A 23039-nucleotide genomic window follows, 5' to 3' on the forward strand; every position below is an offset into this window, starting at 1 on the left:
ATGGGCTTCAATGTCTCGCTGTCCGGCATCAATGCCGCCAACTCCGACCTGAGCGTCACCGCCAACAACGTCGCCAACGTCAACACCACCGGCTTCAAGCAGTCGCGCGCCGAGTTCGCCGACCTGTTCGCCGCCACCAGCTACGGCCTGTCGAAGAACGCGGTCGGCTCGGGCGTGCGCGTCTCCAACGTGGCCCAGCAGTTCATCCAGGGCAACAACGAGCAGACCGGCCGCAGCCTGGACATGGCGATTTCCGGTGAGGGCTTCTTCACCATGAACATGAACGGCCAGCGGGTGTACTCGCGTGCCGGCAACTTCCAGACCGATGCCGCAGGCTACGTGACCAACCCGCAGGGCGCGCGCCTGCAGGTGTTCGCGCCCAACGCCGACGGCACCAACTTCGACGCCGGTCGCATGATCGACCTGCAGCTGCTGACCACCGACAGCCCGCCCCGGCAGACCAGCGATGTAAAGGTTGGTTTCACCCTGCCGGCCAACGCCAAGGAACCGACGGTGCAGCCGTTCGATGCCACCAATTCCAACAGCTACAACCACTCCAGCGGCGGCATTACCGTGTATGACTCGCTGGGCGTGAGCCACATCCAGGTGTCGTACTTCGTCAAGGAAGCCGGCGTCAACCAGTGGACCGTGCACAACTTCGTGGACGGCGAACCCGCAGGTACCCCGACGCCGGTCACCTTCGACAACAGCGGCAAGCTGACCGCACCGGCCAACGGCAGGATCAGCCTCGGCACGTTCACCCCGACCACCGGCGCGGGCGAGTTGAACATGACCCTGGACGTGAGCGGCTCGACCCAGTACGGCGAGAAGTTCGCCCTGCGCAACACCCAGCAGGACGGTTACGCCGCGGGCAAGCTCAACGAAATCACGGTGTCGGACACCGGCGTGGTCTACGCACGCTACTCCAATGGCGACGACAAGCCGCTCGGCCAGGTTGCGCTGACCACCTTCAACAACCCGCAGGGCCTGGAGCAGAAGGGCAACAACGTGTGGGCGGAGACGTTCGATTCGGGTACGGCCCGTACCGGAATGCCCGATACCTCCAACCTCGGCAAGATCCAGGCCGGCTCGCTGGAGGCGTCCACTGTCGACCTGACCGAGCAGCTGGTCAACATGATCACCGCGCAGCGCAACTTCCAGGCCAACGCACAGATGATCACCACCCAGGACCAGATCACTCAGACCGTCATCAACATCCGTTGATGAGCCGCTGACCCTGTCACGGAACTCCCCGCATGGATAAAGCCCTCTACGTGGCGATGACCGGTGCCCGCGCCTCCCTGCAGGCGCAGGGAACGCTCAGCCACAACCTCGCCAACTCCGATACCCCCGGCTTCAAGGAAGCGCTGGCCAACACCGAGGCCTTCCCGATCCAGGGCCGGGGCTTTGCCTCGCGGGTCGATGCGCTGCACGTCGACGCCGGCTTCAACCGCCGGCCCGGTGCGCAGCACATCACCGGCAAGCCGCTGGACCTGGCGCTGCAGACCGGCACCTGGCTGGCCGTGCAGTCCACCGACGGCAGCGAAGCGTACACGCGCGGCGCGGCACTGTCGGTGACACCGAACGGTCAGCTGGTGACCTCCGGTGGGCGCCCGGTACTGGATGACAACAACAACCCGATCGCCATTCCGCCGTACCAGGCGATGGAGATCGGCAACGACGGCACGATCTCGATCATCCCGCAGGGTGAAGGCCCGCAGACCATGGCCATGATCGGCCGGATCAAGGTGGTGCAGGCACCGGATGAACAGCTCGAGCGCGGTCTTGATGGCCTGTTCCGCAACACCGATCCGCTGCAGCCGTTCGCCCAGGCCCTCGGGCCCACCGTGCACAGCGGCCAGCTGGAAGGCAGCAACGTCGATGCCGCTGGTGCACTGGTGCAGATGATCCAGCTGCAGCGCCAGTACGAAATGCAGGTGCAGGTGATCAAGCACGGTGATGACAACGCACGCAGCGCCAACAGCCTGCTGCGACTGGGCAGCTGACGGAATTCCGCCGGCGCCGCGTAACGGCACTGGCACACCGCTTGCACGCCGTACCCCATGGGCCGCAGCACGCGGCCGGTTTCAGCCAGACAGGACTCCGAAGATGAACCAGGCACTGTGGATCGCGAAAACCGGACTGGATGCGCAGCAGATGCGCATGTCGGTGGTTTCCAACAACCTCGCCAACACCAACACCACCGGCTTCAAGCAGGACCGCGCCAGCTTCGAGGATCTGTTGTACCAGCAGGTCCGCCAGCCGGGCGGCGCATCGTCGGCGCAGACCCAGCTGCCGACCGGCCTGCAGCTGGGCACGGGCGTGCGCGTGGTGGCCACCGCCAAGAACTTCGAGCAGGGCAGCCAGCAGCAGACCGGCCGCGCGCTGGACGTGATGGTCAATGGCCGGGGCTTCTTCGAGGTGCAGCTGCCCGATGGCAGCTCCGCCTACACTCGCGACGGCTCGTTCAAGATCAACCAGGACAGCGAACTGGTCACCAACAGCGGTTACCCGGTGCAGCCCGGCATCCAGATTCCCGAAGGCGCGCAGTCGGTAACCATCGGCAGCGACGGCACCATCAGCGTGAAGATGGCCGACGACGCCGCATCGGTGGAAATCGGTGCGCTGACCCTGACCGACTTCGTCAATCCCGCAGGCCTGCAGGCGCGCGGCGAGAACCTGTTCCTGGAAACCACCGCCTCGGGGCCGGCGCAGAACGGCAACCCGGGCCTGAACGGGCTCGGCAACGTGGTCCAGGGTGCGCTCGAAGGCAGCAACGTGAACGTGGTGGAGGAGCTGGTGTCGATGATCGAAACCCAGCGCGCCTACGAGATGAACGCCAAGGCGATCTCGACCACCGACTCCATGCTGGCCTACCTCAACAACAAGATCTGACCGGCCCAACCGGGATAACGCCATGTCGCCCATTTCCACCCTCGCCCGCACTGTCCTCGCCAGCACGGTGGCCGCCCTGCTCGGCGGCTGCGTGATTGCCGGCGACGTGCGCCCCTACCCCGCGATGGCGCCGCTGCAGCCGATCATGCCGCCCCAGGCCGAGCCGACGGCCGGTGCGATCTATGCGGCAGGACCAACCCTGCAGCTGTACTCGGACCGCCGCGCGCGTGATGTCGGCGACCTGCTGACCATCACGTTGCTGGAAAACACCACCGCCCAGACCAGCGCCAACACCGCCACCAACAAGGAATCGAACCTGAGCCTGGGGACGCCCTCGATCTTCGGTGCGCCGGTCACCCTGGGCGGCAAGGACATCCTCAGCGCCAGCGCCAAGGGCGCGCGCGACTTCACCGGCAAGGGCAACAGCGCACAGAGCAACCGCCTGCAGGGCAGCGTCACGGTCACCGTGATCCAGCGCCTGCCCAATGGCAACCTGGTCGTGCAGGGACAGAAGAATCTGCGCCTGAACCAGGGCGACGAGCTGGTGCAGGTGCAGGGCATCGTGCGCCCGGGTGACATCAGCCCGGACAACACCCTTCCCTCCAGCCGTGTGGCCGAGGCCCGCATCGTCTACGGCGGCCGCGGTCCGGTCGCGCAATCCAACGCGATGGGCTGGCTGAGCCGCTTCTTCAACTCCGGCCTGACGCCGTTCTGAGCATGGCCATGACGCTTACCTTCTTCTCTTCCTGGCACCGCCTGTCATCGCTGTGCTGCCTGGTGCTGCTGGCAGTGGCTGCGCCCGCCAATGCCGAGCGCATCAAGGATCTGGCCCAGGTCGGCGGCGTGCGCGGCAACGCGCTGGTCGGCTACGGCCTGGTGGTCGGCCTGGATGGCAGTGGCGACCGCACCAGCCAGGCCCCCTTCACCGTGCAGAGCCTGAAGAACCTGCTGGGCGAGCTGGGCGTGAATGTGCCGGCCAACGTCAATCCGCAGCTGAAGAACGTCGCCGCCGTGGCGATCCACGCCGAATTGCCACCGTTCGCTAAGCCAGGGCAGCCCATCGATGTCACCGTGTCCTCGATCGGCAACGCGGTGTCGCTGCGTGGCGGCTCGCTGCTGATGGCGCCGCTGCGCGGTGCTGATGGCCAGGTCTACGCCATCGCACAGGGCAACCTGATCGTGGGCGGCTTCGGTGCCCAGGGCAAGGATGGCTCGCGGGTGTCGGTGAACGTGCCCAGCGTCGGCCGCATTCCCAACGGTGCCACGGTCGAACGCGCGTTGCCGGATGTGTTCGGTGCCAACGGCGAAATCACCCTGAACCTGCACAACAACGACTTCACCACCGTCTCGCGGATGGTCGCCGCGCTCAACAACGCCTTCGGCGAAGGCGCGGCACGTGCCGTCGACGGCGTGACTGTGGCGGTGGCCGCGCCGACCGACCCGGGTGCACGCATCGGCCTGCTTGCCCGCATCGAGAACCTGGAGCTGACCCCGGGCAGCGCCCCGGCCAAGGTCGTGGTCAACTCGCGTACGGGCACGGTGGTCATCGGCCAGCAGGTCCGCGTCGGCCCTGCGGCGATCTCGCACGGTTCGTTGACGGTGACCATCCAGGAGAACACCAACGTCAGCCAGCCCAACGCACTGGCCGGCGGCAGCACGGTGGTCAGCCCGCAGTCGACCATCACCGCCACCAACGATGGCAGCCGCATGTTCAAGTTCAATGGCGGCACCACACTGGATGAGATCGTGCACGCGGTGAACGCCGTCGGCGCCGCGCCGGGCGACCTCATCGCGATCCTGGAAGCACTGAAGCAGGCCGGCGCGCTGAGCGCCGAACTCGAGGTGATCTGACATGCGCATCACCCCCGCCTTCGAGCTGAATCCGGCGCAGCAGAACGACCCGGCCAGGATCGACAAGGTCGCGCGGCAGCTGGAAGGCCAGTTCGCGCAGATGCTGGTCAAGAGCATGCGCGATGCCAGTTTCGGCGACTCGCTCTTTCCCGGTGAGAACAAGATGTTCCGGGAGATGTACGACCAGAAGATCGCCGAGGCGATGACCCGTGGCAAGGGACTCGGGCTGTCGGCCATGATCACCCGCCAGCTGTCCGGAGCGACCGCCGAAGGACCGGCGCTGGATACCGGCATCGGCGCTGCTAAGGCCAGCCGGGCCTATCAGCTCAACGCGCCCGCCAAGGCGGCGCCGTCGCTGCCGCTGGAGGACGCCGGCCAGGCCGTACGCATGCTGCAGCAGATGGCCGCAGGTGCACAGCAGGACGCGTCGGCCGCCATCGCGCCGATGGAACAGGCCCTGGACCTGATCGCCGGCCGCGAAAGCAGCAGCGTCCACCGGTCGCTGGGCACCGATGATCCGTACATCGCCGGGCTTGACGGCCCCGACTGGGCAGCCCGCAACGACCAGTGGGCCGCCACTGCCAGCAACCGTGGCAGCGGCACTACGACCGATGCGCTGGCGACCCGCACCGCGGTAGCCCAGTTGGGTGCGCATACCCCGGAAGGCTTCGTCGCCAGCATCTGGCAGCACGCGCAGAGCGCAGCCAGGGAGCTGGGCGTGGACGCCCGCGCGCTGGTTGCGCAGGCCGCACTGGAAACCGGCTGGGGCAAGCGCCAGATCAAGCACGCCGATGGCAGCACCTCGCACAACCTGTTCGGCATCAAGGCCAAAGGCTGGAACGGACAGCGTGCGGTGGCCGGCACCCATGAGTACGTCGATGGCGTGCGCCGTAATGAAACCGCAAGCTTCCGTGCCTACACCTCGCCGGCCGAGAGCTTCGCCGACTACGTGCGCCTGCTGAAGACCAGCCCGCGCTACCAGCAGGCCCTGCAGGCCGGCACCGATGTGCAGGGCTTCGCCCGGGGCCTGCAGCGGGCCGGCTATGCCACCGATCCGCGCTACGCCGCCAAGATCGCCGCGATCGCCGGCGGCCCGACCATCGAGCGTGCCGTCGCCGCCGTGACCGATGCCGGCAGTCGCCTTGGCCAGACCTTCGCCAGCACCGCAACAGCGGCGCTGGGTATCACCCGTCGTTGAGGAACCCCATGTCCAGCGTACTTTCCACCGGTACCGGTGCCCTGCTCGCCTTCCAGCGCGCCCTGGCAACCACCAGCCACAATGTGGCCAACCTCAACACGCCGGGCTACAGCCGGCAGAAGGTCAATTTCGCCACGGCCGATCCGCAGAACTTCGGCTACGGCACGGTGGGCAACGGCACGCGCATCACCGACATCCGGCGCACTGCCGACCAGCTGGCGATCTCGCGCCTGCTCGACAGCAGCGGTGAGCTGGCACGCCTGAAGCAGTTGTCCGGCATGGCCGACCGAGTCAACGCCCTGTTCTCCGACGCCGCCACCAACGTCGCAGGCGTCTGGTCCAGCTTCTTCGATTCGGTCAGCGGCCTGTCTTCCAATGCCTCCGGCACGGCCGACCGGCAGAGCATGCTGGACGGTGGCAAGGCACTGGCCAACCGTTTCGTGCAGCTCAATACCCATCTGAACAACCTCAACAGCGAGGTCAACAACGGCCTGCTCGCCGGAGCGACCGAGGTCAACCGGCTGGCGCAGGAAATCGCCCAGATCAACGGCGCCATCGGCACCAACATCGCCAGCGCGGCCCCGGACCTGCTCGATCGCCGCGACCAGCTGATCTCGCAGCTGATCGGCTATACCGGTGGCACCGCGGTGATCCAGGACGGCGGCGTGATGAACGTCTACACCGCCGGCGGCAACGCACTGGTGGTCGGCACCACCGCCACCCGGGTCACCACCGTGGCCGATCCGTACCAGCCCGAGCGCCTGCAGCTGGCACTGGAAACGCAGGGCAACACCATCACCCTGGATCCCAAGGCCGTCGGCGGCCAGATCGGTGGGCTGATGGAGTTCCGCGACACCGTGCTGACCCCGGCGCAGGCGGAACTGGGCAAGCTGGCGATCGGCCTGGCCGACAGCTTCAACCAGGTCCACCACCAGGGCGTGGATCTCTACGGCCAGCTCGGCGGTGACTTCTTCAACATCGGCACGCCGCGGGTGACGGCCAACAGTGGCAACAGCGGGACGGCCAGCATCAGTGCCAGCTTCGGCGATCTCGGCAAGCTGGACGCGCAGAACGTCGTCCTGCAGTTCGATGGCACGCAGTGGAAGGCGAGCCGCGCCGACACCGGCGCCAGCATTCCGTTGACCGGCACCGGCACCGCCGCCGATCCGCTGGTGATCAACGGCGTCGAGCTGGTGGTCGGCGGCACGCCGGCAATCAACGACCGCTTCCTGCTGCAGCCCACTGCCGGCGTGGCCGGCAGCCTGGAGATCGCCATCACCGATCCCTCGCGCATCGCAGCCGCGGCTGCCGTGAAGGGCGCCGCCGCCACCGCCAATACCGGTACGGGCAAGCTCAGCGGCGTCTCCGTGACCGATGCCGGCCATGCGGACCTGCGCAATCCTGCGGCGATCGTCTTCACCTCCGCCACCACCTACACCATCGATGGTGGCCCACCGCAGACCTACACCCCGGGCCAGACCATCAGCGCCAACGGTTGGAGTTTCGTTCTCGACGGTGCACCACGCACCGGCGACACCTTCAACATCACCCCGACCCCAGCCGGCTCTTCGGACAACAGCAACGCGGCAAGGCTGGCCAAGGTGGAGAGCGCCAAGGCGTTCAGCAGCGGCACCGTCACCCTGAACGGCGCACTGGGCGGGCTGACCACCCAGGTCGGCGCGGCAGCGCGCTCGGCCGAGTACTCGCTTGAAGCGCAGCTGGTGATCAACGAGAAGGCCCAGGACGCGCGCGACGAAATCTCCGGCGTCAACCTGGATGAGGAGGCGGCGAACATGCTCCGCCTGCAGCAGGCCTACCAGGCCGCCTCGCAGTTGATTTCCACTGCCGACAACATGTTCCAGACCATCCTGGGAGCCGTCCGCCGATGAGCAGCCGCATCTCCACCGGAATGATGTTCAACCAGTCGGTGACGCTGATGCTGGCCAAGCAGGCCAAGCTCAATCACCTGGAGCAGCAGATCGCCACCGGCAGCAAGATCGTCAGCGCCAAGGACGATCCCGTGGCCGCGGGCACCGCCGTGGGCCTGGACCGCAGCCTGGCGGCCCTCGAGCGGATGGGCCTCAACGCCGGCAACGTGCAGAACCGGCTCGGCGTGCAGGAGAACACACTGGCCCAGGTCAACGATCTGATGGGCCGCGTCAGCGATCTGACGCTGCAGGCCAGCAATCCGGCGCTGAGCGCCGCGGACAAGAAGACCCTGATCACCGAGCTGAACCAGATCCGCGACGGCCTGCTGTCGCTGGCCAACAGCAGCGATGGTACCGGCCGCTATGTATTCGGTGGCACCCATGACGGCGATCCGCCGTTCGCCAAGATCGACGGCAAGGTGGTCTATCGCGGCGACCAGACCCAGCGCCAGGTGGAAGTGGGGCCGGACACCTACGTGCTCGACGCCCTGCCCGGCAGCGAGATCTTCATGCGCATTCCAACCGGCGATGGCTTCGTCGACGGCAGCGCCGCCGCAGGCAACACCGGCAAGGGCGTGCTGACCAACATCACCCGCGACGGCAGCGACAGCTGGAACGGCCAGGCCTTCAGCGTGCGCTTCACCGCCAGCGACCAGTACGAGGTGCTGGACGCAACGGGCAACGTGACCAGTACCGGCTCCCTGAAGCCCGGCGACGAACTGGAAGTGAACGGCGTGCGCCTGCAGATCACCGGCGCTGCCGAGCCCGGCGATACCTTCAACGTGCAGCCGGCCGGCAGCCGCGACATCTTCGCGACGATGGACAAGCTGATCGCCGCACTCGACGCCGATACCGGCAGCACCGCGCAGCTGGCGGCGCAGCAGAACCAGCTGCAGAGTGCATTGCGCGACGTCGGCCGCGCGTCCGAGCGGATGATCGATTCGCGTGCTGCCGGCGGATCGCAACTCAAGGCGCTGGACAATGCAGCGGACATGCGCGAAGCCAACAGCGTGACCTTGAAGACCACCCTGTCACAGATGCGCGACCTGGACTACGCCGATGCCCTGAGCCAGTACCAGTTGCAGAGCACCGCGCTGCAGGCTGCACAGACGATCTTCTCGCAGATGCAGTCGATGTCGCTGTTCAACAAGATCGGCTGATCCGTTTCCCGCACACGCCCATGAAGGGGGCCGGGGCCCCCCCAGCGGGCCGGTTTGTTTTTAACAGGGGGGGGGTGGGGGGATAGCCCCGCGGGGGCCCCCCCCGGGCAAAAGGCACCCCCCCCCCCCCGCCCCCCCCCCCCCCCGGCCCCCCCCGGGGCCCCCGCCCCCCTGCCCGCCCCCCTTCCAGGCCGGTGAAACCCCGGAAAAACAGCGTCCCGCGGGCTTTTTCCGGTTCACCGGAATTCACGCCTAAAGGTTGTTGACAAAGCGCCGTTATTCATTTGGCAACGGCGAAGCACACAGCCAAACAAAAAACAGGCGGCGCTTCGTTCCATTCACCTACGGGTTCCAAATAAGAGGAGACGACCCCATGGCACAGGTAATCAACACCAATACGATGTCGCTCAACGCTCAGCGCAACCTGAGCACCAGCGGCAACTCGCTGGCCACCACCATCCAGCGCCTCTCGTCCGGCCTGCGCATCAACAGCGCGAAGGACGACGCCGCCGGCCTGGCGATCTCGGAGCGCTTCAGCACCCAGATCCGCGGCCTGGACGTGGCCATCCGCAACGCCAACGACGGCATCTCGCTGGCCCAGGTCGCCGAAGGTTCGCTGAGCGAAGTCGGCAACAACCTGCAGCGCATCCGCGAACTGGCCGTGCAGGCCTCCAATGCCACCAACTCCAGCAGCGACCGCAAGGCGCTGCAGGCCGAAGTGACCCAGCTGGTCAGCGAAATCGACCGCGTCGCCAAGCAGAGCGACTTCAACGGCACCAAGCTGCTCGACGGCAGCTTCACCAGCCAGCTGTTCCAGGTGGGTGCCAACGCCGGCCAGGCCATCGCCATCAACAGCGTGGTCGACGCCAAGGCCAACTCGCTGGGCGCGACGACCTTCGTCAACGCTGGCAGCGCCACCCTGGATGACGCAGCCGTCGATGCCGCCGCCGGCACGCTGGCCAACATCACGGTGGGCGACGTCAGCATCGGCGACGTCACGTTCGACTACACCACCCCGCCAGGCGCGCCGGCCACCGCCGCCGAGATCGCTGCGGTGCGTAAGGTCAACCAGGACAACGCCACCAAGGCGCTGGCTGCTGCCCTGAACGGCAAGATCGGCGAAACCGGCCTGCATGCCGCGCAGTCCACCACCGCGGGCGAAGTCACCCTGACCTCGGTCAAGGCCGACAACACCGTGGCCGGTGTGACCGTGAAGATGGGGCCGACCGCCACCGCAACCGACCTGAACGCCCCCGCCGCCGGCACCGCTGCCGCCCACGTCGCCGACATCCAGATCGATACCGTCGCCGGCGCCCAGCAGGCCCTGGAGATCGTCGACAAGGCCCTGGAATCGGTCAACAGCGTCCGCGCCGACCTGGGCGCGATCCAGAACCGCTTCACCTCGGTGGTCGCCAACCTGCAGACCTCTTCCGAAAACCTGTCGGCCTCGCGCAGCCGCATCCGCGATACCGACTTCGCCAAGGAAACCGCCGAACTGACCCGCACCCAGATCCTGCAGCAGGCCGGCACGGCCATGCTGGCCCAGGCCAACCAGGTGCCGCAGAACGTGCTCAGCCTGTTGCAGCGCTGACATGAGCCGCTCCCGGGGCACGTCGGGGGCGTCTGACCCAACTCACGTGCAACCGCTCAAGGACCTCTCCTCATGGCACAAGTCATCAACACCAACACGATGTCGTTGAATGCTCAGCGTAACCTGAGCACCAGCGGCAGCTCGCTGGCCACCACCATCCAGCGCCTGTCCTCCGGTTCGCGCATCAACAGCGCCAAGGACGACGCCGCTGGCCTGGCGATCTCCGAGCGCTTCGGCACCCAGATCCGCGGCACCGATGTGGCCATCCGCAATGCCAACGACGGCATCTCGCTGGCCCAGGTCGCCGAAGGCTCGTTGACCGAGATCGGCAACAACCTGCAGCGCGTCCGCGAGCTGTCGGTGCAGGCCGCCAATGCCACCAACTCGGCCAGTGACCGCAAGGCGCTGCAGGCCGAAGTGACCCAGCTGGTCAGCGAAATCGACCGCGTCGCCAAGCAGTCCGAGTTCAACGGCACCAAGCTGCTGGACGGCTCGTTCTCCAGCCAGCTGTTCCAGGTCGGCGCCAACGCCGGCCAGGCTATTGCCATCGACAAGGTGGTCGATGCCAAGGCCGACGCGCTGGGCAATGCCGTCTTCGACTCCAACTCGATCACGATCGAAGAAGGTGGCTCGTTGGCAGCCGATGCCGGCAAGGAAATCACCTATTCCGGCCTGACCATCGGTGGCGGCAGCCTGACCTCGGCGATCAAGATCGCCGACGTCAAGATCACCTCCACCGGCGACGCCGCCAAGGACCAGGCTGCCCTGGCCGCGGCGACCGTGACCGCGATCAACGCCAAGATCGGTGAGACCGGCGTCTACGCCGAACTCGACGGCACCACCGCCGGCCAGATCAACCTGACCTCGGTGAAGGAAAGCGTCGACAAGGACGGCAAGTTCGTCGCCATGTCGGCCACCGCGGGCGCCAGCACCGGCGTCACCGGGTTCGACAGCGATGCCGCCACCGCCAGCCCCAGCGCCGCAGCGGGCAAGCTGCTGAAGGACGTCGACATCAGCACCGTGAAGGGTGCCCAGCAGGCGCTGGAAGTGGTCGACAAGGCACTGGGTTCGATCAACAACACCCGCGCCGACCTGGGTGCGATCCAGAACCGCTTCACCTCGGTGGTCGCCAACCTGCAGACCTCGACGGAGAACCTGTCCGCCTCGCGCAGCCGCATCAAGGACACCGACTTCGCCAAGGAAACCGCTGAACTGACCCGTACCCAGATCCTGCAGCAGGCCGGCACGGCCATGCTGGCCCAGGCCAACCAGGTACCGCAGGGCGTGCTCAGCCTGCTGCGCTGATCCGCACCGCGATCGACTCCCGGGCGTCGGCCAGGCCGCCGCCCGGACCCTGAACCACGCACCACCTCCGCCAAAGGAAATGCACCATGGCACAAGTCATCAACACCAATACGATGTCGCTGAATGCTCAGCGCAATCTGAGCACCAGCGGCGCCTCGCTGGCCACCACCATCCAGCGCCTGTCCTCGGGCTCGCGCATCAACAGCGCCAAGGACGACGCCGCCGGCCTTGCGATCTCCGAGCGCTTCGGCACCCAGATCCGCGGCACCGACGTGGCCATCCGCAATGCCAACGACGGCATCTCGCTGGCCCAGGTCGCCGAAGGTTCGCTGACCGAGATCGGCAACAACCTGCAGCGCATCCGTGAGCTGTCGGTGCAGTCGTCCAACGCCACCAACTCGGCCAGCGACCGCAAGGCCCTGCAGGCTGAAGTGACCCAGCTGGTCAGCGAAATCGACCGCGTCGCCAAGCAGTCCGAGTTCAACGGCACCAAGCTGCTGGACGGCTCGTTCTCCAGCCAGCTGTTCCAGGTCGGCGCCAACGCCGGCCAGGCCATCGCCATCGACAAGGTGGTGGACGCCAAGACCGAATCGCTGGGCACCGCGACCTTCGCCACCGGCACTACGGCTGCCCTGGCAGCGGGCGGCGACGGCGCACGCATCACCGGTACCGTGATGGACGTGGATATCGGCACCGTCGAGATCAAGGCCGGCGCGACCACCGAAGAGGCCGCCAAGGCCGTGGCCACCGCCATCAACGCCAAGATCGGTGAAGCCGGCATTTACGCAGAAGCCAACAGCAACGGCACCCTGAAGCTGAGCTCGGTGAAGGAAGGCAAGGATGTCGTTGCCGCCGACATCGCGCTGGAGCGCAGCGACCTGACGGCCGCAACCGGCGTGTGGAGTGCAAAGACTGCAGTCGCGGCCTACGCCCCTGGCACCGCCACCGATGCCAGCGTGCAGAAGCTGGACGTGAGCACCGTGCTCGGCGCCCAGCAGGCGCTGGAAGTGGTCGACAAGGCACTGGGTTCGATCAACAACACCCGCGCCGATCTGGGTGCGATCCAGAACCGCTTCACCTCGGTGGTTGCCAACCTGCAGACCTCGACGGAGAACCTGTCCGCCTCGCGCAGCCGCATCAAGGACACCGACTTCGCCAAGGAAACCGCTGAACTGACCCGTACCCAGATCCTGCAGCAGGCCGGTACGGCCATGCTGGCCCAGGCCAACCAGGTACCGCAGGGCGTGCTCAGCCTGCTGCGCTGATCCACGGCAAGAAGGTACCGCTGCCGCCGGTCGAACCGGCGGCAGCGGCAACCCGACAGCCACGGCGCACGCAGGCGCGGGCCATGCCCGGCCCGGGACGCTTCCCGAACCGGCTTGGCATCGCCCGCCCCTGCGGACCTCTGTTTCAGCGCTGTACCTTTGACTGTACGCACCGGGCGGCTTCGTCTCCCCCCGATTGTCAGTAGCCTGATCCCTCCCCTGCTTTGGGGGAGGGTTTTTTGCAGACTCCCGGCAGCCTGCGTCGTCCCGACCGCACCCTGCCCCGTCACTCCTGCAACCTGCATGCCAAACCTGCCGTCCGGCACTGGCACGGCGCATGCATCAACGAAGTCCTCAAGACCCAGCGGCGCAGGCCGCTATTTTCGTTGACGACGGGCGGCCGCAGCGCGGCGCCCGGATTACCAGGAGAAACGACGTGGCAGACTTTGGATACGGTGGCATCGGCTCGGGCCTGGACATCTCCAGCATCGTCAGCCAGCTGGTCGCGGCCGACCGCAAGCCCGCCGACAATGCGCTGAACCTGCAGCAGTCCAAGACCAAGATGCAGCTGTCGTCGATCGGCACCGTCACCGCGGCCTTCGACAAGCTGAAGACCGCACTCACTGCACTGAAGGCCACCACGGCCTTCGACACCCGCACGGTCACCGCCAGCAAGGGCGGCAGCGGCGGTACCGACGAGATCCTGACGGCCAGCGTGGCGCTGTATGACGTCGGCACCACCAAGGCGGCAGCGTCCAATGGCACGCACATCATCGACGTCAAGTCGCTGGCGACCGCACACAAGCTGATCGCCGACACCTCCGTGCCCAAGACCGATACGTTCGCCGCCGGAACCTTGACGTTGACCGTCGGCGTCGGCGACAAGGCCAAGACCATGAACGTGGAGGTCGAGGAAGGCGACACGCTGACCACGATCCGCAACAAGATCGACGCCGCCGGCCGCAAGGAAGGCGTGCAGGCCACCCTGATCAGCTCCGGCGACAACCAGTACCTGTCGATCGCACAGGAAAAGACCGGCGCGGCAAACGCGATCAAGCTCGAATACGCCGGCAGCGACCCGAAGTTGGGAGCGCTGGTCGGCAGCCTGAAGCAGAACACCGCGGCCGCCGATGCCAAACTGACCATCGATGGCGTTGAAGTGGTGAGCGCCAGCAACACCGTGGCCGACGCCGTGCCGGGCCTGACCCTGAACCTGAAGAAGGAAGGACAGAGCACGGTCACGATCAGCACCGACACGGCCGCGGCGACCAAGGTGATGCAGGATTTCGTGACCGCGTACAACGCGGCCATCGCCGCCATCAACACCGAAACCAAGTACGACGCCAAGACCAAGGAAGCGGCAGCCCTCACCGGCGACGCACAGATGCGCGGCGCCGCCAGCCAGCTGCGCTCGGTGATGTCGGGCGTGCTCAAGTCGTTGTCCGGCGATGGCCTGGACGCCAAGGCCATCGGCCTGCAGACCCGTGGCTACCCCAATGCCGATGGCAGCCTGGTGCTTGATACCACCAAGTTCGCTGCCGCGCTTGCCAGCCAGCCGGAGAAGATCCGCCAGGCGATCACCGGCGATGCCGGCGGTGCGGGCCAGCTGTACTCGCTGGTCGACGGCTACGTGAGCACGACGGTCGGCAAGGAGGGTGCGTTCGTTGCCCGCACCAAGGGCCTGAACAACACCCTGGACAGCATCGACAAGCGCCGCAAGGACCTGGATACCCGCATGGTCGGCGTGGAGGCACGGTACAAGAAGCAGTTCCTCGCACTGGACAGCCTGATGGGCAAGCTGCAGCAGAGCAGTTCGGCGCTGCAGCAGCAGCTGGCGCAGTTGAACGGTTGACGGACGCGCGCGGCACTCAAGTTTGGTGCCGAACGCACCGATAACGGACGCAACAGCAATCATCGCGGTACTGCCGGCAGTGATCGTCACGATCCTGCTGCAGCACCCAGCGCAAGGAGAATCACGAATGTACGGTTCCAGCCGTCAGTACGCCGAGCAGTACCGCCAGGTGGGTGTGACCAGTGCGGTCACCGATGCCGATCCGCACAAGCTGGTGGCCCTGTTGCTGGCGGGCGCGCTGGAGCGCGTGCGGCGCGCGCTGGCCAGCCTCGAGCGCGGCGACCATGCCGGCAAGGGCAAGGCGATCGGCGAGGTCTGCGCCATCGTCGGCCACCTCAACGGCTCGCTGGACCATGAGGCCGGCGGCGAGATTGCCGGCAATCTTTCGTCCCTCTACGACTACGTGCTGCAGCGCCTGACCGAGGCCAACCTGCACAACGACCGCGCCGCCCTGGACGAATCGCTGCAGCTGCTGGGCGAGATCGACAGCGCCTGGAACGCAATTCCGCACGAGCAGCGCCGTACGGCAGCGGTGGCACCATGAGCCTGCAGGCACTGCATGCGCAGCTGGATGCTTTCGAGAAGGCGCTGGGTGAAGATGCCTTCGACACCGCCGACAGCCTGCTCGAAGGCCATGACAGCAAGCTGCACGCGCTGTTGAGCCAACCGCTGGCGGCCGCCGACCATGCGCCCCTGACCGCGCTGTTCGAACGCCAGCAGAACCTGCTCACCCTGCTGCGCCATCGCCGCGACGCGGTGGCCGTGCAGCTGCACGATGGACGGCGCTCCCTTCGCGCCGCGCACGCCTACCTGCAGGCAGAATCGCTGGCATGACCCTCCTGCCGACCACGTCGCTGCATCACCCGGCCGAAAGCGAGCTGTTCGACGAGACGCTCAGCTGCGAACTGGCGCTGCCGGTCGAGTTCCAGGCCGGCAATGCGGCGGGACGTACCAGCAGCGCCGAAGGCCTGCTGCGCAGCCTGGCGCTGGTCGAGGACAGCCGTGTCGATGAACACGAGGAGCGCAGCGAGGCCAGCCTTCCGCTGCAGCGGCTGGAAGCCAAGCTGGATCTGGCCATGGTGCTGCTGGGCCGGCTCGTGCGCCAGCAGGGCCCGGCATTGACCCTGCGCCCGGTGCGCTGGTCCCGGCGCGGCATCCGCCTGCAGCTGGGCCCCCGCAGTGGCGCGGCCCCGGGCCAGGCCGGCGTGGTCCGCGTGCAGCCCAGCGACTGGCTGCCCGACCATATCGATCTGCCGGTGGAAGTGGTTGCCGAGGCCGCCGATGGCAGCGGAGGCCACTATCTCTGGCTGCGTTTCCATCGCCTCGGCGACGGGCTGGAAATGGCCATGGAGCGGCATCTGTTCCGCCTGCACAGACGTCAGGTGGCCGAAGCAAGGCGCGCGCGCTGAACCCTGGCACGCCCGCCCGCAACGGACGACGCTTGGCTCGCCCGTTCAGCTAAGTTAAGGTGGACTCCCCTCCCGGACCTCCAGCGTGCCTGTGCGAGTTCTCATCGTCGACGATCACACCCTGGTCCGCGCCGGCCTGGCGCGGCTGCTGCAGGGGTTTGCCGACGTGCAGCTCGTGGCCGAGGCCAGCAACGCCGAGCAGGCGCTGCAACTGGCCCTGCAGCACGCGCCGGACGTGGTGCTGATGGATCTGTCCCTGCCCGGACGCACCGGCCTGGAAGCACTCAGCGACATCCGCATGCGCGCACCCGGCACCCGGGTGGTGATGATGACCATGCACGACGATGCCGCCCACGTGCGCGACGCACTGGATCGCGGTGCCGTCGGCTTCGTGGTCAAGGATGCCGCGCCGCAGGAACTGGAACTGGCGCTGCGCGCCGCACACGCCGGCCAGGTGTTCCTGAGCCCGCAGATCTCGGCGAAGATGCTGGCGCCGATGCTGGGCCGCGAGAAGCCCACCGGCATCGCCGCGCTGTCACCCCGCCAGCGCGAGATCCTGCGCCGCATCGGCAAAGGCGAAAGCAACAAGGAAATCGCCGCCGATCTCGGCATCAGCGTCAAGACCGTGGAAACCCACCGCGCGCGCATGATGGAATCGCTGGGGTGCCGCCGCGCCAACGACCTGCTGCTGCTCGCCGCCCGCCACCAGCACGAGCTGGAGTGACCGCGCCATCCGGATGACGGGTTCCCGTCACCCCCACAGGCACTGACGGAATCCCGTACACGCCGGCACGACGCCCCGACCGCGTGCGCAACAGGAAATCAATGGCTTGCGACCGGGAAACGTCAACATCCCGCGCCGATGTCGGGAAAAACCCTACACGCTGTCGGGTAATTCACCAACCACCTCAGGAACCCCCTGATTCCGCACCTGCCGGATCAGAAGCAAGATGCGTTCCACAAGGCGTCGGGGAGCGGCGCCGGGGAACCACGATGAAGGCTGCACTCTCGGCCCAGCTGGGCCAACAACTTCACCTCACCCCGCAGCTGCTGCAGTCGATCCGGCTGCTGCAGCTGGACGGGCTGCATCTGGAACAGGAAATCCAGCGCCTGCTCGACTCCAACCCGATGCTGGACATCGAGGATGCCGAAGCGCCTGCGCCCGAACCCGTCGACGCCGGCGCCACCACGCTGGAAACCGCGGCGTTCGACGAGCTGCCCGAATCCTCGATGTGGGACGTTGCCGGCGCCAGCTGGCAGGACGGCGACGATGACCGCATGGCACGCATCGCGGCGGGCGAATCGAGCGATCCGCAGCTGCGCGTGCTGCAGCGGCTGGCACTGGACCTGGATGACTGCGAGCTGGCGGTCGCCGCCTTCTGGCTCGAGCATTGCGATGACGCCGGCTATCTGCAGGCACCGCTGGCCCAGCTGCAGCTGCTGGCCAGCGCCCAGTTCGACATCGCCGCCGATGGCGTCGAAGCGGTCCGCCAGCGCCTGCTGCATGGCGAGCCCGCCGGCATGGCCGCGCGGGACCTTCGCGAAAGCCTGCAGGCCCAGCTGCGCAGCCTGGACGGCGTGGTTCCCGCGCGGCACCTGGCCACCCGCATCCTTGCCGGCGCGCTCGAGCCGCTGGCCGCGCACGACTACCCCGCCCTCGCCCGCCTGCATGACGCCGAGATCGGTGACGTGCGCGAAGCAGTGCGACTGATCCTCTCGCTGCAACCCCGCCCGGGTGACAACCTGCTGCCGGAGCGCAATGCCGTGGTGGTGCCGGATGTGGTCGCCTGGCACGCCGACGGCCAGTGGAAAGTGGCCCTCAATCCGGCGACCAGCCGCCGCGTATCGATCAACACGCAGTACGAACAGGCCCTGGCCGACAGCAACGAGGCTGCACCGGCGCTGCGCGAGATGCTGCAGGAAGCGCGCTGGTTCAGCCGTGGCCTGTCGATGCGCTATGACACCCTGCTGCGTACCGCGCGGGTGATCGTCGAGCGCCAAGCTGCGTTCCTGGTCCGGGGCGAGGAAGCGATGGCGCCGCTGACCCTGAAGGAAGTGGCCGAGGAGATCGGCATGCACGAGTCCACCGTCTCGCGCATCACCACCGGCAAGTACCTGCAGACCCCGCGTGGCACCTTCGAGCTGAAGCACTTCTTCGCGGTGCGCCTGGAAGGCGCCAGCGTCTCCGGTCAGGCGGTGAAGGCCATGGTGCGCCGCCTGATCGATGCCGAGCCGGCCGGTCGGCCGCTGGCCGATGAGGCCATCGCCGCCCTGCTTTCGCGCCAAGGGGTGAACATTGCCCGCCGAACCGTCGCAAAATACCGAGAACAACTGGATATCGCCCCGGCCCGCGAACGGCGCCGGCTCAGCGCCAGGCAACCGCAGCTGGCCCGGGTGGGCTGAAAAGGATGTTGGACATGAACACGCTCACGGTCCTGCTGGTCGACGACCACGAAGGTTTCATCAACGCAGCGATGCGCCATTTCCGCAAGATCGACTGGCTGCAGATCGTCGGCAGTGCCGGCAACGGCCTGGAAGCGATCGAGCGTTCGGAGACGCTGCGCCCGCAGGTGGTGCTGATGGACCTGGCGATGCCGGAAATGGGCGGCCTGCAGGCGACCCGCCTGATCAAGTCGCAGGATGACGCCCCGTACATCGTCATCGCCAGCCACTTCGATGACGCCGAGCACCGCGAGCATGCACTGCGCGCCGGCGCCGACAATTTCGTCAGCAAGCTGTCCTACATCCAGGAAGTGATGCCGATCCTGGAAGGCCTCAGGGAGGATCGATCGTGAGCGAGTCGCGCATCCTGGTGCTGGACAACGACGCCGTGCGTGCCGAACGCACCGTTGCCCTGCTGGAATTCATGGACTTCAATCCGCGCTGGGTTTCCGACGCGGCGGACTTCGACCTGGGGCGGCAGCGCCAGAGCGACTGGATGGCGGTGATCGTCGGCAGCCTCGACGACAGCGCCGCCAGCACCGCCCTCTACGCATGGCTGGGTGGCAGCAGCCTGCCGCCGCCGGTACTGCTGGCCGATGGCGAGGCCAGTGCCTTCGCCCACCGCCACGGCCTGCATGAAGCCAACATCTGGCCGCTGGAGACGCCGCTGCGCCATGCGCAGATGGAAGCCCTGCTGCGCCGTGCCAGCCTCAAGCGCCTGGATGCCGAGCACCAGGCGGGCGCCGTGCAGGAGCAGGGACCCACCGGCAATGGTGCCGCTGTGAGCGCGCTGCGCACGATGATCGACCAGGTCGCGGCATTCGACACCACCGTACTGGTGCTGGGCGAGTCGGGCACCGGCAAGGAAGTGGTCTCGCGCGCCATCCACCAGCGCTCGCCGCGCCGCGACGGGCCATTCGTGGCGATCAACTGTGGCGCCATTCCAGCCGACCTGCTCGAGAGCGAACTGTTCGGCCACGAGAAGGGTGCCTTTACCGGCGCGCTGACCGCGCGCAAGGGCCGCTTCGAAATGGCGGAGGGCGGCACCCTGCTGCTGGATGAGATCGGCGACATGAGCCTGCCGATGCAGGTCAAGCTGCTGCGCGTGCTGCAGGAGCGCAGCTTCGAGCGTGTCGGCGGCAACCAGACCATCCGCTGCAACGTGCGGGTGATCGCAGCGACCCACCGCGATCTGGAGAGCCGTATCGCCGACGGCAAGTTCCGCGAAGACCTGTTCTACCGCCTCAATGTGTTCCCGATCGACGTGCCGGCCCTGCGCGAACGGCGCGAGGATCTGCCGGCACTGGTGGAAACCATTGCCGCGCAGCTGGCGCGCACCGGCCGCGGCGAAGTCCGTTTCACTGCCGAAGCCCTGCAGGCGCTGGCGGGCTACGAATGGCCGGGCAACGTGCGCGAGCTGACCAATCTGGTCGAACGCCTGGCGGTGCTGCATCCAGGTGGTTCGGTACGCGTGCAGGACCTTCCCGCGCGCTACCGGGGCGACGCCCTGCTGGCCCCCGCCAGCACCCCGGCGGCGGCACCAGCAGCACCCAGCGAAGAGCGATTGGACCTGCGCAGCTTCTCCTTCCACACCCCCGGCAGCGGCGGCCAGCCGTCGCTGGAGCACGGCATCGCGGTCAACCGCGCTGCGGCTGCCACTGCGCTGCCCGACGATGGCCTGGACCTGCGCAACCACATGGCCAGCATCGAGCTGGGCCTGATCAACGAAGCGCTGGAGCGGACGCAGGGGGTGGTCGCCCACGCCGCGCAGCTGCTGGGCCTGCGCCGCACCACCCTGGTGGAAAAACTGCGCAAGTACGGCATCGAACGCGAGCAGGCCGAACTGGCCAGCTGAGCGCGATCGCCAGCATGAAGGGGGCACGGACGCCTGGGCTTGCCCGGGCGTTCGTGTATCCGGCGGCCGCCGGCAAGGCCAAAAAACCGACGCCGGTTCACTGACACCGGCAGACGACGACAGCGTATCGGCACGCCAGCTCGCCCGTCCTCCGCCGAACGCAAACTTCCGTCACGTTTCTGAACCACTCAGGCGTTCCGGCACGGCACTTGCAGTGATCCCTGCAGATTCCCCATCCCTGTTCCTGGAACCGTTGCAGATGTCCCACTCCGTCACTTCGATCCTTTCGCAGATCCGCACCTACCAGTCCCAGATGGGACAGCCGGTGCTCAATCCGCTGGCTGAAGCGCCGCGCAGCAATGCCCTTCCTGGTGCGGTGCTGGATGCGCCGCAGGTGCAGCCGGCCAGCTTCACCGAGACCCTGCGCGGTGCGATTGCCGGCGTCAACAATGCGCAGCAGACGTCCGGCGCGCTGGCCAAGGCGTTCGAGATGGGCGAACCCGGCGCCGACCTGGCCAAGGTGATGGTCGCCTCGCAGCAATCCCAGATCGCCTTCCGCGCCACCGTGGAAGTCCGCAACCGTCTCGTCCAGGCCTACCAGGACGTGATGAACATGCCGCTGTAAGGAACTTGACGCATGGCACTGACGCTTTCCAAGGACAGCCTGAACGCCGAGAAGGCGGGGCAATGGTTCGACCGCCTGCAGAGCCTGCAGATCACCCGTCGGCTGGGGCTGATGGCGATGATCGCAGTGGCGGTGGCGGCGGGCCTGTTCGTGTTCTTCTGGTCGCAGAAGCCCGGCATGGTTCCGCTGTACACCGGCCTGGACCAGAAGGCCACCGCTGAAGCGACCGACCTGCTGCGTGCAGCGCAGATCCCGTTCGCCCTGGACCCGGCAACCGGTGGCATCACCGTGCCGGAGAAAAACCTGCATGACGCCCGCCTGAAGCTGGCCGGCTCCGGTCTGACCGACAGCGGCAAGCTGGGTTTCGAGCTGATGGAGCGCGACCCGGGCTTCGGTGTCAGCCAGTTCGTGGAAAGCGCGCGGTACCAGCACGCGCTGGAAACCGAACTGTCGCGCACCATCAATACGCTGCGACCGGTGCGTGACTCACGCGTACACCTGGCCATCCCCAAGCCCAGCGCCTTCACCCGCCAGCGCGACGTCGCCAGTGCTTCGGTGACCCTGGAACTACGCGGTGGCCAGCAGCTGGAACGCAGCCAGGTGGATGCGATCGTGCACATGGTCGCCGCCAGCATTCCGGACCTGTCGCCGGAACGGGTGACCGTGGTCGACCAGAGCGGGCGCATGCTCAGCATCAGCGACCCGAACAGCGAAGCGGCGGTCAACGCCGCCCAGTTCGAGCAGGTCCGCCGGCAGGAGACCTCCTTCAACCAGCGCATCCGCGAGTTGCTGGAACCGATGACCGGCCCGGGCCGCGTCAATCCGGAAGTCAGCGTGGACATGGACTTCTCGGTCACCGAGGAAGCGCGTGAGCTGTACAACGGCGAGCCGGCCAAGCTGCGCAGCGAACAGATGAGCGAGAACACCACCAGCACGCCCGGACCGCAGGGCGTGCCTGGCGCCACCAGCAACACGCCTCCGGGCCAGGCTGCGCCGCCACAGACCGCGCAGACGCCAAGCGAAAGCAGCAAGAACGCGACGCGCAACTACGAGCTGGACCGCACGCTGCAGCACACCCGCCAGCCGGCCGGCCGCATCAAGCGCGTGTCGGTGGCGGTGCTGGTGGACAACGTGCCGCGCCCCGGCGCCAATGGCGCACTTACCCCGCAGCCGCTGTCGGCCGCCGAACTGACCCGCGTCGAGGCGCTGGTCAAGCAGGCCGTCGGCTTCAGCGCCGAACGCGGCGATACGGTCTCGGTGATGAATGCCCCGTTCGTGCGCGAGACCACACCGGTGGAAGGCCCGGCTTGGTGGGAGCTGCCGTGGGTGCACGATGCCGGCCGCATGCTGCTGGGGGCCATTGTGGTGCTGGCGCTGCTGTTCGGCGTACTGCGTCCGGCGCTGCGTGCCATCACCGGCCAGGCGAAGAAGCACGACCCGCTGGCACTGGAACCGCATACCGCTGACGTACAGCTGGTCGATGACGATGGCAGCCCGCTGCCGGCCCTGGGTGCCGAGCGCGCTGGCCTGGGTGGACCGGAGGCGCTGGCCCTGCCGGTGGACTCCTACGAGGAACGACTGCGGATGGCCCGTGAAGCCGTGAAGACCGACTCCAAGCGCGTGGCCCAGGTGGTCAAGGGTTGGGTGGCCAATGACTGAGGTA

General features: G+C 67.2%; 21 protein-coding genes. All 21 read left to right on the forward strand.

The genetic code is table 11. From position 1 onward, the window contains the following. Positions 1–1224: a flagellar hook protein FlgE gene (flgE, locus tag ACVOME_RS04295; RefSeq protein WP_053517912.1), complete on the forward strand. Its 1224-nt coding sequence runs from the start codon at positions 1–3 to the stop codon at positions 1222–1224. A gap of 32 nt (positions 1225–1256) precedes the next feature. Continuing rightward, positions 1257–2006 carry a flagellar basal body rod protein FlgF gene (locus ACVOME_RS04300; protein ID WP_481504777.1) on the forward strand — a complete coding sequence of 250 codons (750 nt, stop codon included), beginning with the start codon at positions 1257–1259 and terminating at the stop codon, positions 2004–2006. A 103-nt stretch (positions 2007–2109) separates the two neighbouring features. After that, positions 2110–2895, forward strand: coding sequence for a flagellar basal-body rod protein FlgG (gene flgG / locus ACVOME_RS04305; protein WP_053517910.1), 786 nt, complete (start codon positions 2110–2112; stop codon positions 2893–2895). A 22-nt stretch (positions 2896–2917) separates the two neighbouring features. Continuing rightward, positions 2918–3610, forward strand: a complete 693-nt coding sequence (gene flgH / locus ACVOME_RS04310) for a flagellar basal body L-ring protein FlgH (protein ID WP_065175710.1) — start codon at positions 2918–2920, stop codon at positions 3608–3610. 8 nt (positions 3611–3618) lie between these two features. Beyond that, positions 3619–4746 carry a flagellar basal body P-ring protein FlgI gene (locus tag ACVOME_RS04315; protein WP_414487527.1) on the forward strand — a complete coding sequence of 376 codons (1128 nt, stop codon included), beginning with the start codon at positions 3619–3621 and terminating at the stop codon, positions 4744–4746. Position 4747: 1 nt separating this feature from the next. Further along, on the forward strand, positions 4748–5944 hold the full coding sequence (flgJ, locus tag ACVOME_RS04320) for a flagellar assembly peptidoglycan hydrolase FlgJ (RefSeq protein ID WP_481504778.1): 1197 nt from the start codon (positions 4748–4750) through the stop codon (positions 5942–5944). Between the two features lie 8 nt (positions 5945–5952). Further along, positions 5953–7833: a flagellar hook-associated protein FlgK gene (gene flgK, locus ACVOME_RS04325; RefSeq protein WP_053517907.1), complete on the forward strand. Its 1881-nt coding sequence runs from the start codon at positions 5953–5955 to the stop codon at positions 7831–7833. Next, positions 7830–9032: a flagellar hook-associated protein FlgL gene (gene flgL, locus ACVOME_RS04330; RefSeq protein WP_053517905.1), complete on the forward strand. Its 1203-nt coding sequence runs from the start codon at positions 7830–7832 to the stop codon at positions 9030–9032. Before flgK ends, flgL begins: the two co-directional genes overlap by 4 nt. 373 nt (positions 9033–9405) lie before the next feature. Further along, on the forward strand, positions 9406–10623 hold the full coding sequence (locus ACVOME_RS04335) for a flagellin (RefSeq protein WP_053517904.1): 1218 nt from the start codon (positions 9406–9408) through the stop codon (positions 10621–10623). A 72-nt stretch (positions 10624–10695) separates the two neighbouring features. Beyond that, positions 10696–11928, forward strand: coding sequence for a flagellin (locus tag ACVOME_RS04340; RefSeq protein WP_322522757.1), 1233 nt, complete (start codon positions 10696–10698; stop codon positions 11926–11928). 86 nt (positions 11929–12014) lie between these two features. Then, the gene (locus ACVOME_RS04345; protein ID WP_322522758.1) at positions 12015–13193 is read left to right on the forward strand and encodes a flagellin; all 1179 of its coding nucleotides are present in this window, start codon (positions 12015–12017) and stop codon (positions 13191–13193) included. A gap of 436 nt (positions 13194–13629) precedes the next feature. Continuing rightward, positions 13630–15045: a flagellar filament capping protein FliD gene (fliD, locus tag ACVOME_RS04350; RefSeq protein ID WP_053519585.1), complete on the forward strand. Its 1416-nt coding sequence runs from the start codon at positions 13630–13632 to the stop codon at positions 15043–15045. A 127-nt stretch (positions 15046–15172) separates the two neighbouring features. Then, on the forward strand, positions 15173–15589 hold the full coding sequence (gene fliS / locus ACVOME_RS04355; RefSeq protein ID WP_053519586.1) for a flagellar export chaperone FliS: 417 nt from the start codon (positions 15173–15175) through the stop codon (positions 15587–15589). Next, positions 15586–15879 (forward strand): hypothetical protein, encoded by a 294-nt coding sequence (locus tag ACVOME_RS04360; protein ID WP_111186089.1) that lies wholly within the window; start codon positions 15586–15588, stop codon positions 15877–15879. Before fliS ends, ACVOME_RS04360 begins: the two co-directional genes overlap by 4 nt. Next, positions 15876–16454 carry a PilZ domain-containing protein gene (locus ACVOME_RS04365; protein WP_111186090.1) on the forward strand — a complete coding sequence of 193 codons (579 nt, stop codon included), beginning with the start codon at positions 15876–15878 and terminating at the stop codon, positions 16452–16454. The genes ACVOME_RS04360 and ACVOME_RS04365 overlap by 4 nt, the downstream gene beginning before the upstream one ends. Positions 16455–16545: 91 nt before the next feature. Continuing rightward, entirely contained in the window at positions 16546–17178 is a 633-nt protein-coding gene (locus tag ACVOME_RS04370) for a response regulator (RefSeq protein ID WP_053519589.1), read from the forward strand. 269 nt (positions 17179–17447) lie between these two features. Further along, positions 17448–18857, forward strand: a complete 1410-nt coding sequence (gene rpoN, locus ACVOME_RS04375) for an RNA polymerase factor sigma-54 (RefSeq protein ID WP_283219834.1) — start codon at positions 17448–17450, stop codon at positions 18855–18857. Positions 18858–18871: 14 nt separating this feature from the next. Then, the gene (locus ACVOME_RS04380) at positions 18872–19249 is read left to right on the forward strand and encodes a response regulator (protein WP_053519591.1); all 378 of its coding nucleotides are present in this window, start codon (positions 18872–18874) and stop codon (positions 19247–19249) included. Continuing rightward, positions 19246–20751 (forward strand): sigma-54 dependent transcriptional regulator, encoded by a 1506-nt coding sequence (locus ACVOME_RS04385; RefSeq protein WP_481504779.1) that lies wholly within the window; start codon positions 19246–19248, stop codon positions 20749–20751. Before ACVOME_RS04380 ends, ACVOME_RS04385 begins: the two co-directional genes overlap by 4 nt. Before the next feature lie 259 nt (positions 20752–21010). After that, positions 21011–21376, forward strand: coding sequence for a flagellar hook-basal body complex protein FliE (gene fliE / locus ACVOME_RS04390; protein ID WP_053519593.1), 366 nt, complete (start codon positions 21011–21013; stop codon positions 21374–21376). A gap of 12 nt (positions 21377–21388) precedes the next feature. After that, positions 21389–23035, forward strand: coding sequence for a flagellar basal-body MS-ring/collar protein FliF (gene fliF / locus ACVOME_RS04395; protein WP_065176166.1), 1647 nt, complete (start codon positions 21389–21391; stop codon positions 23033–23035). The last annotated feature ends 4 nt before the right edge of the window (positions 23036–23039 follow it).

Source organism: Stenotrophomonas sp. STEN008, from assembly GCF_056760435.1.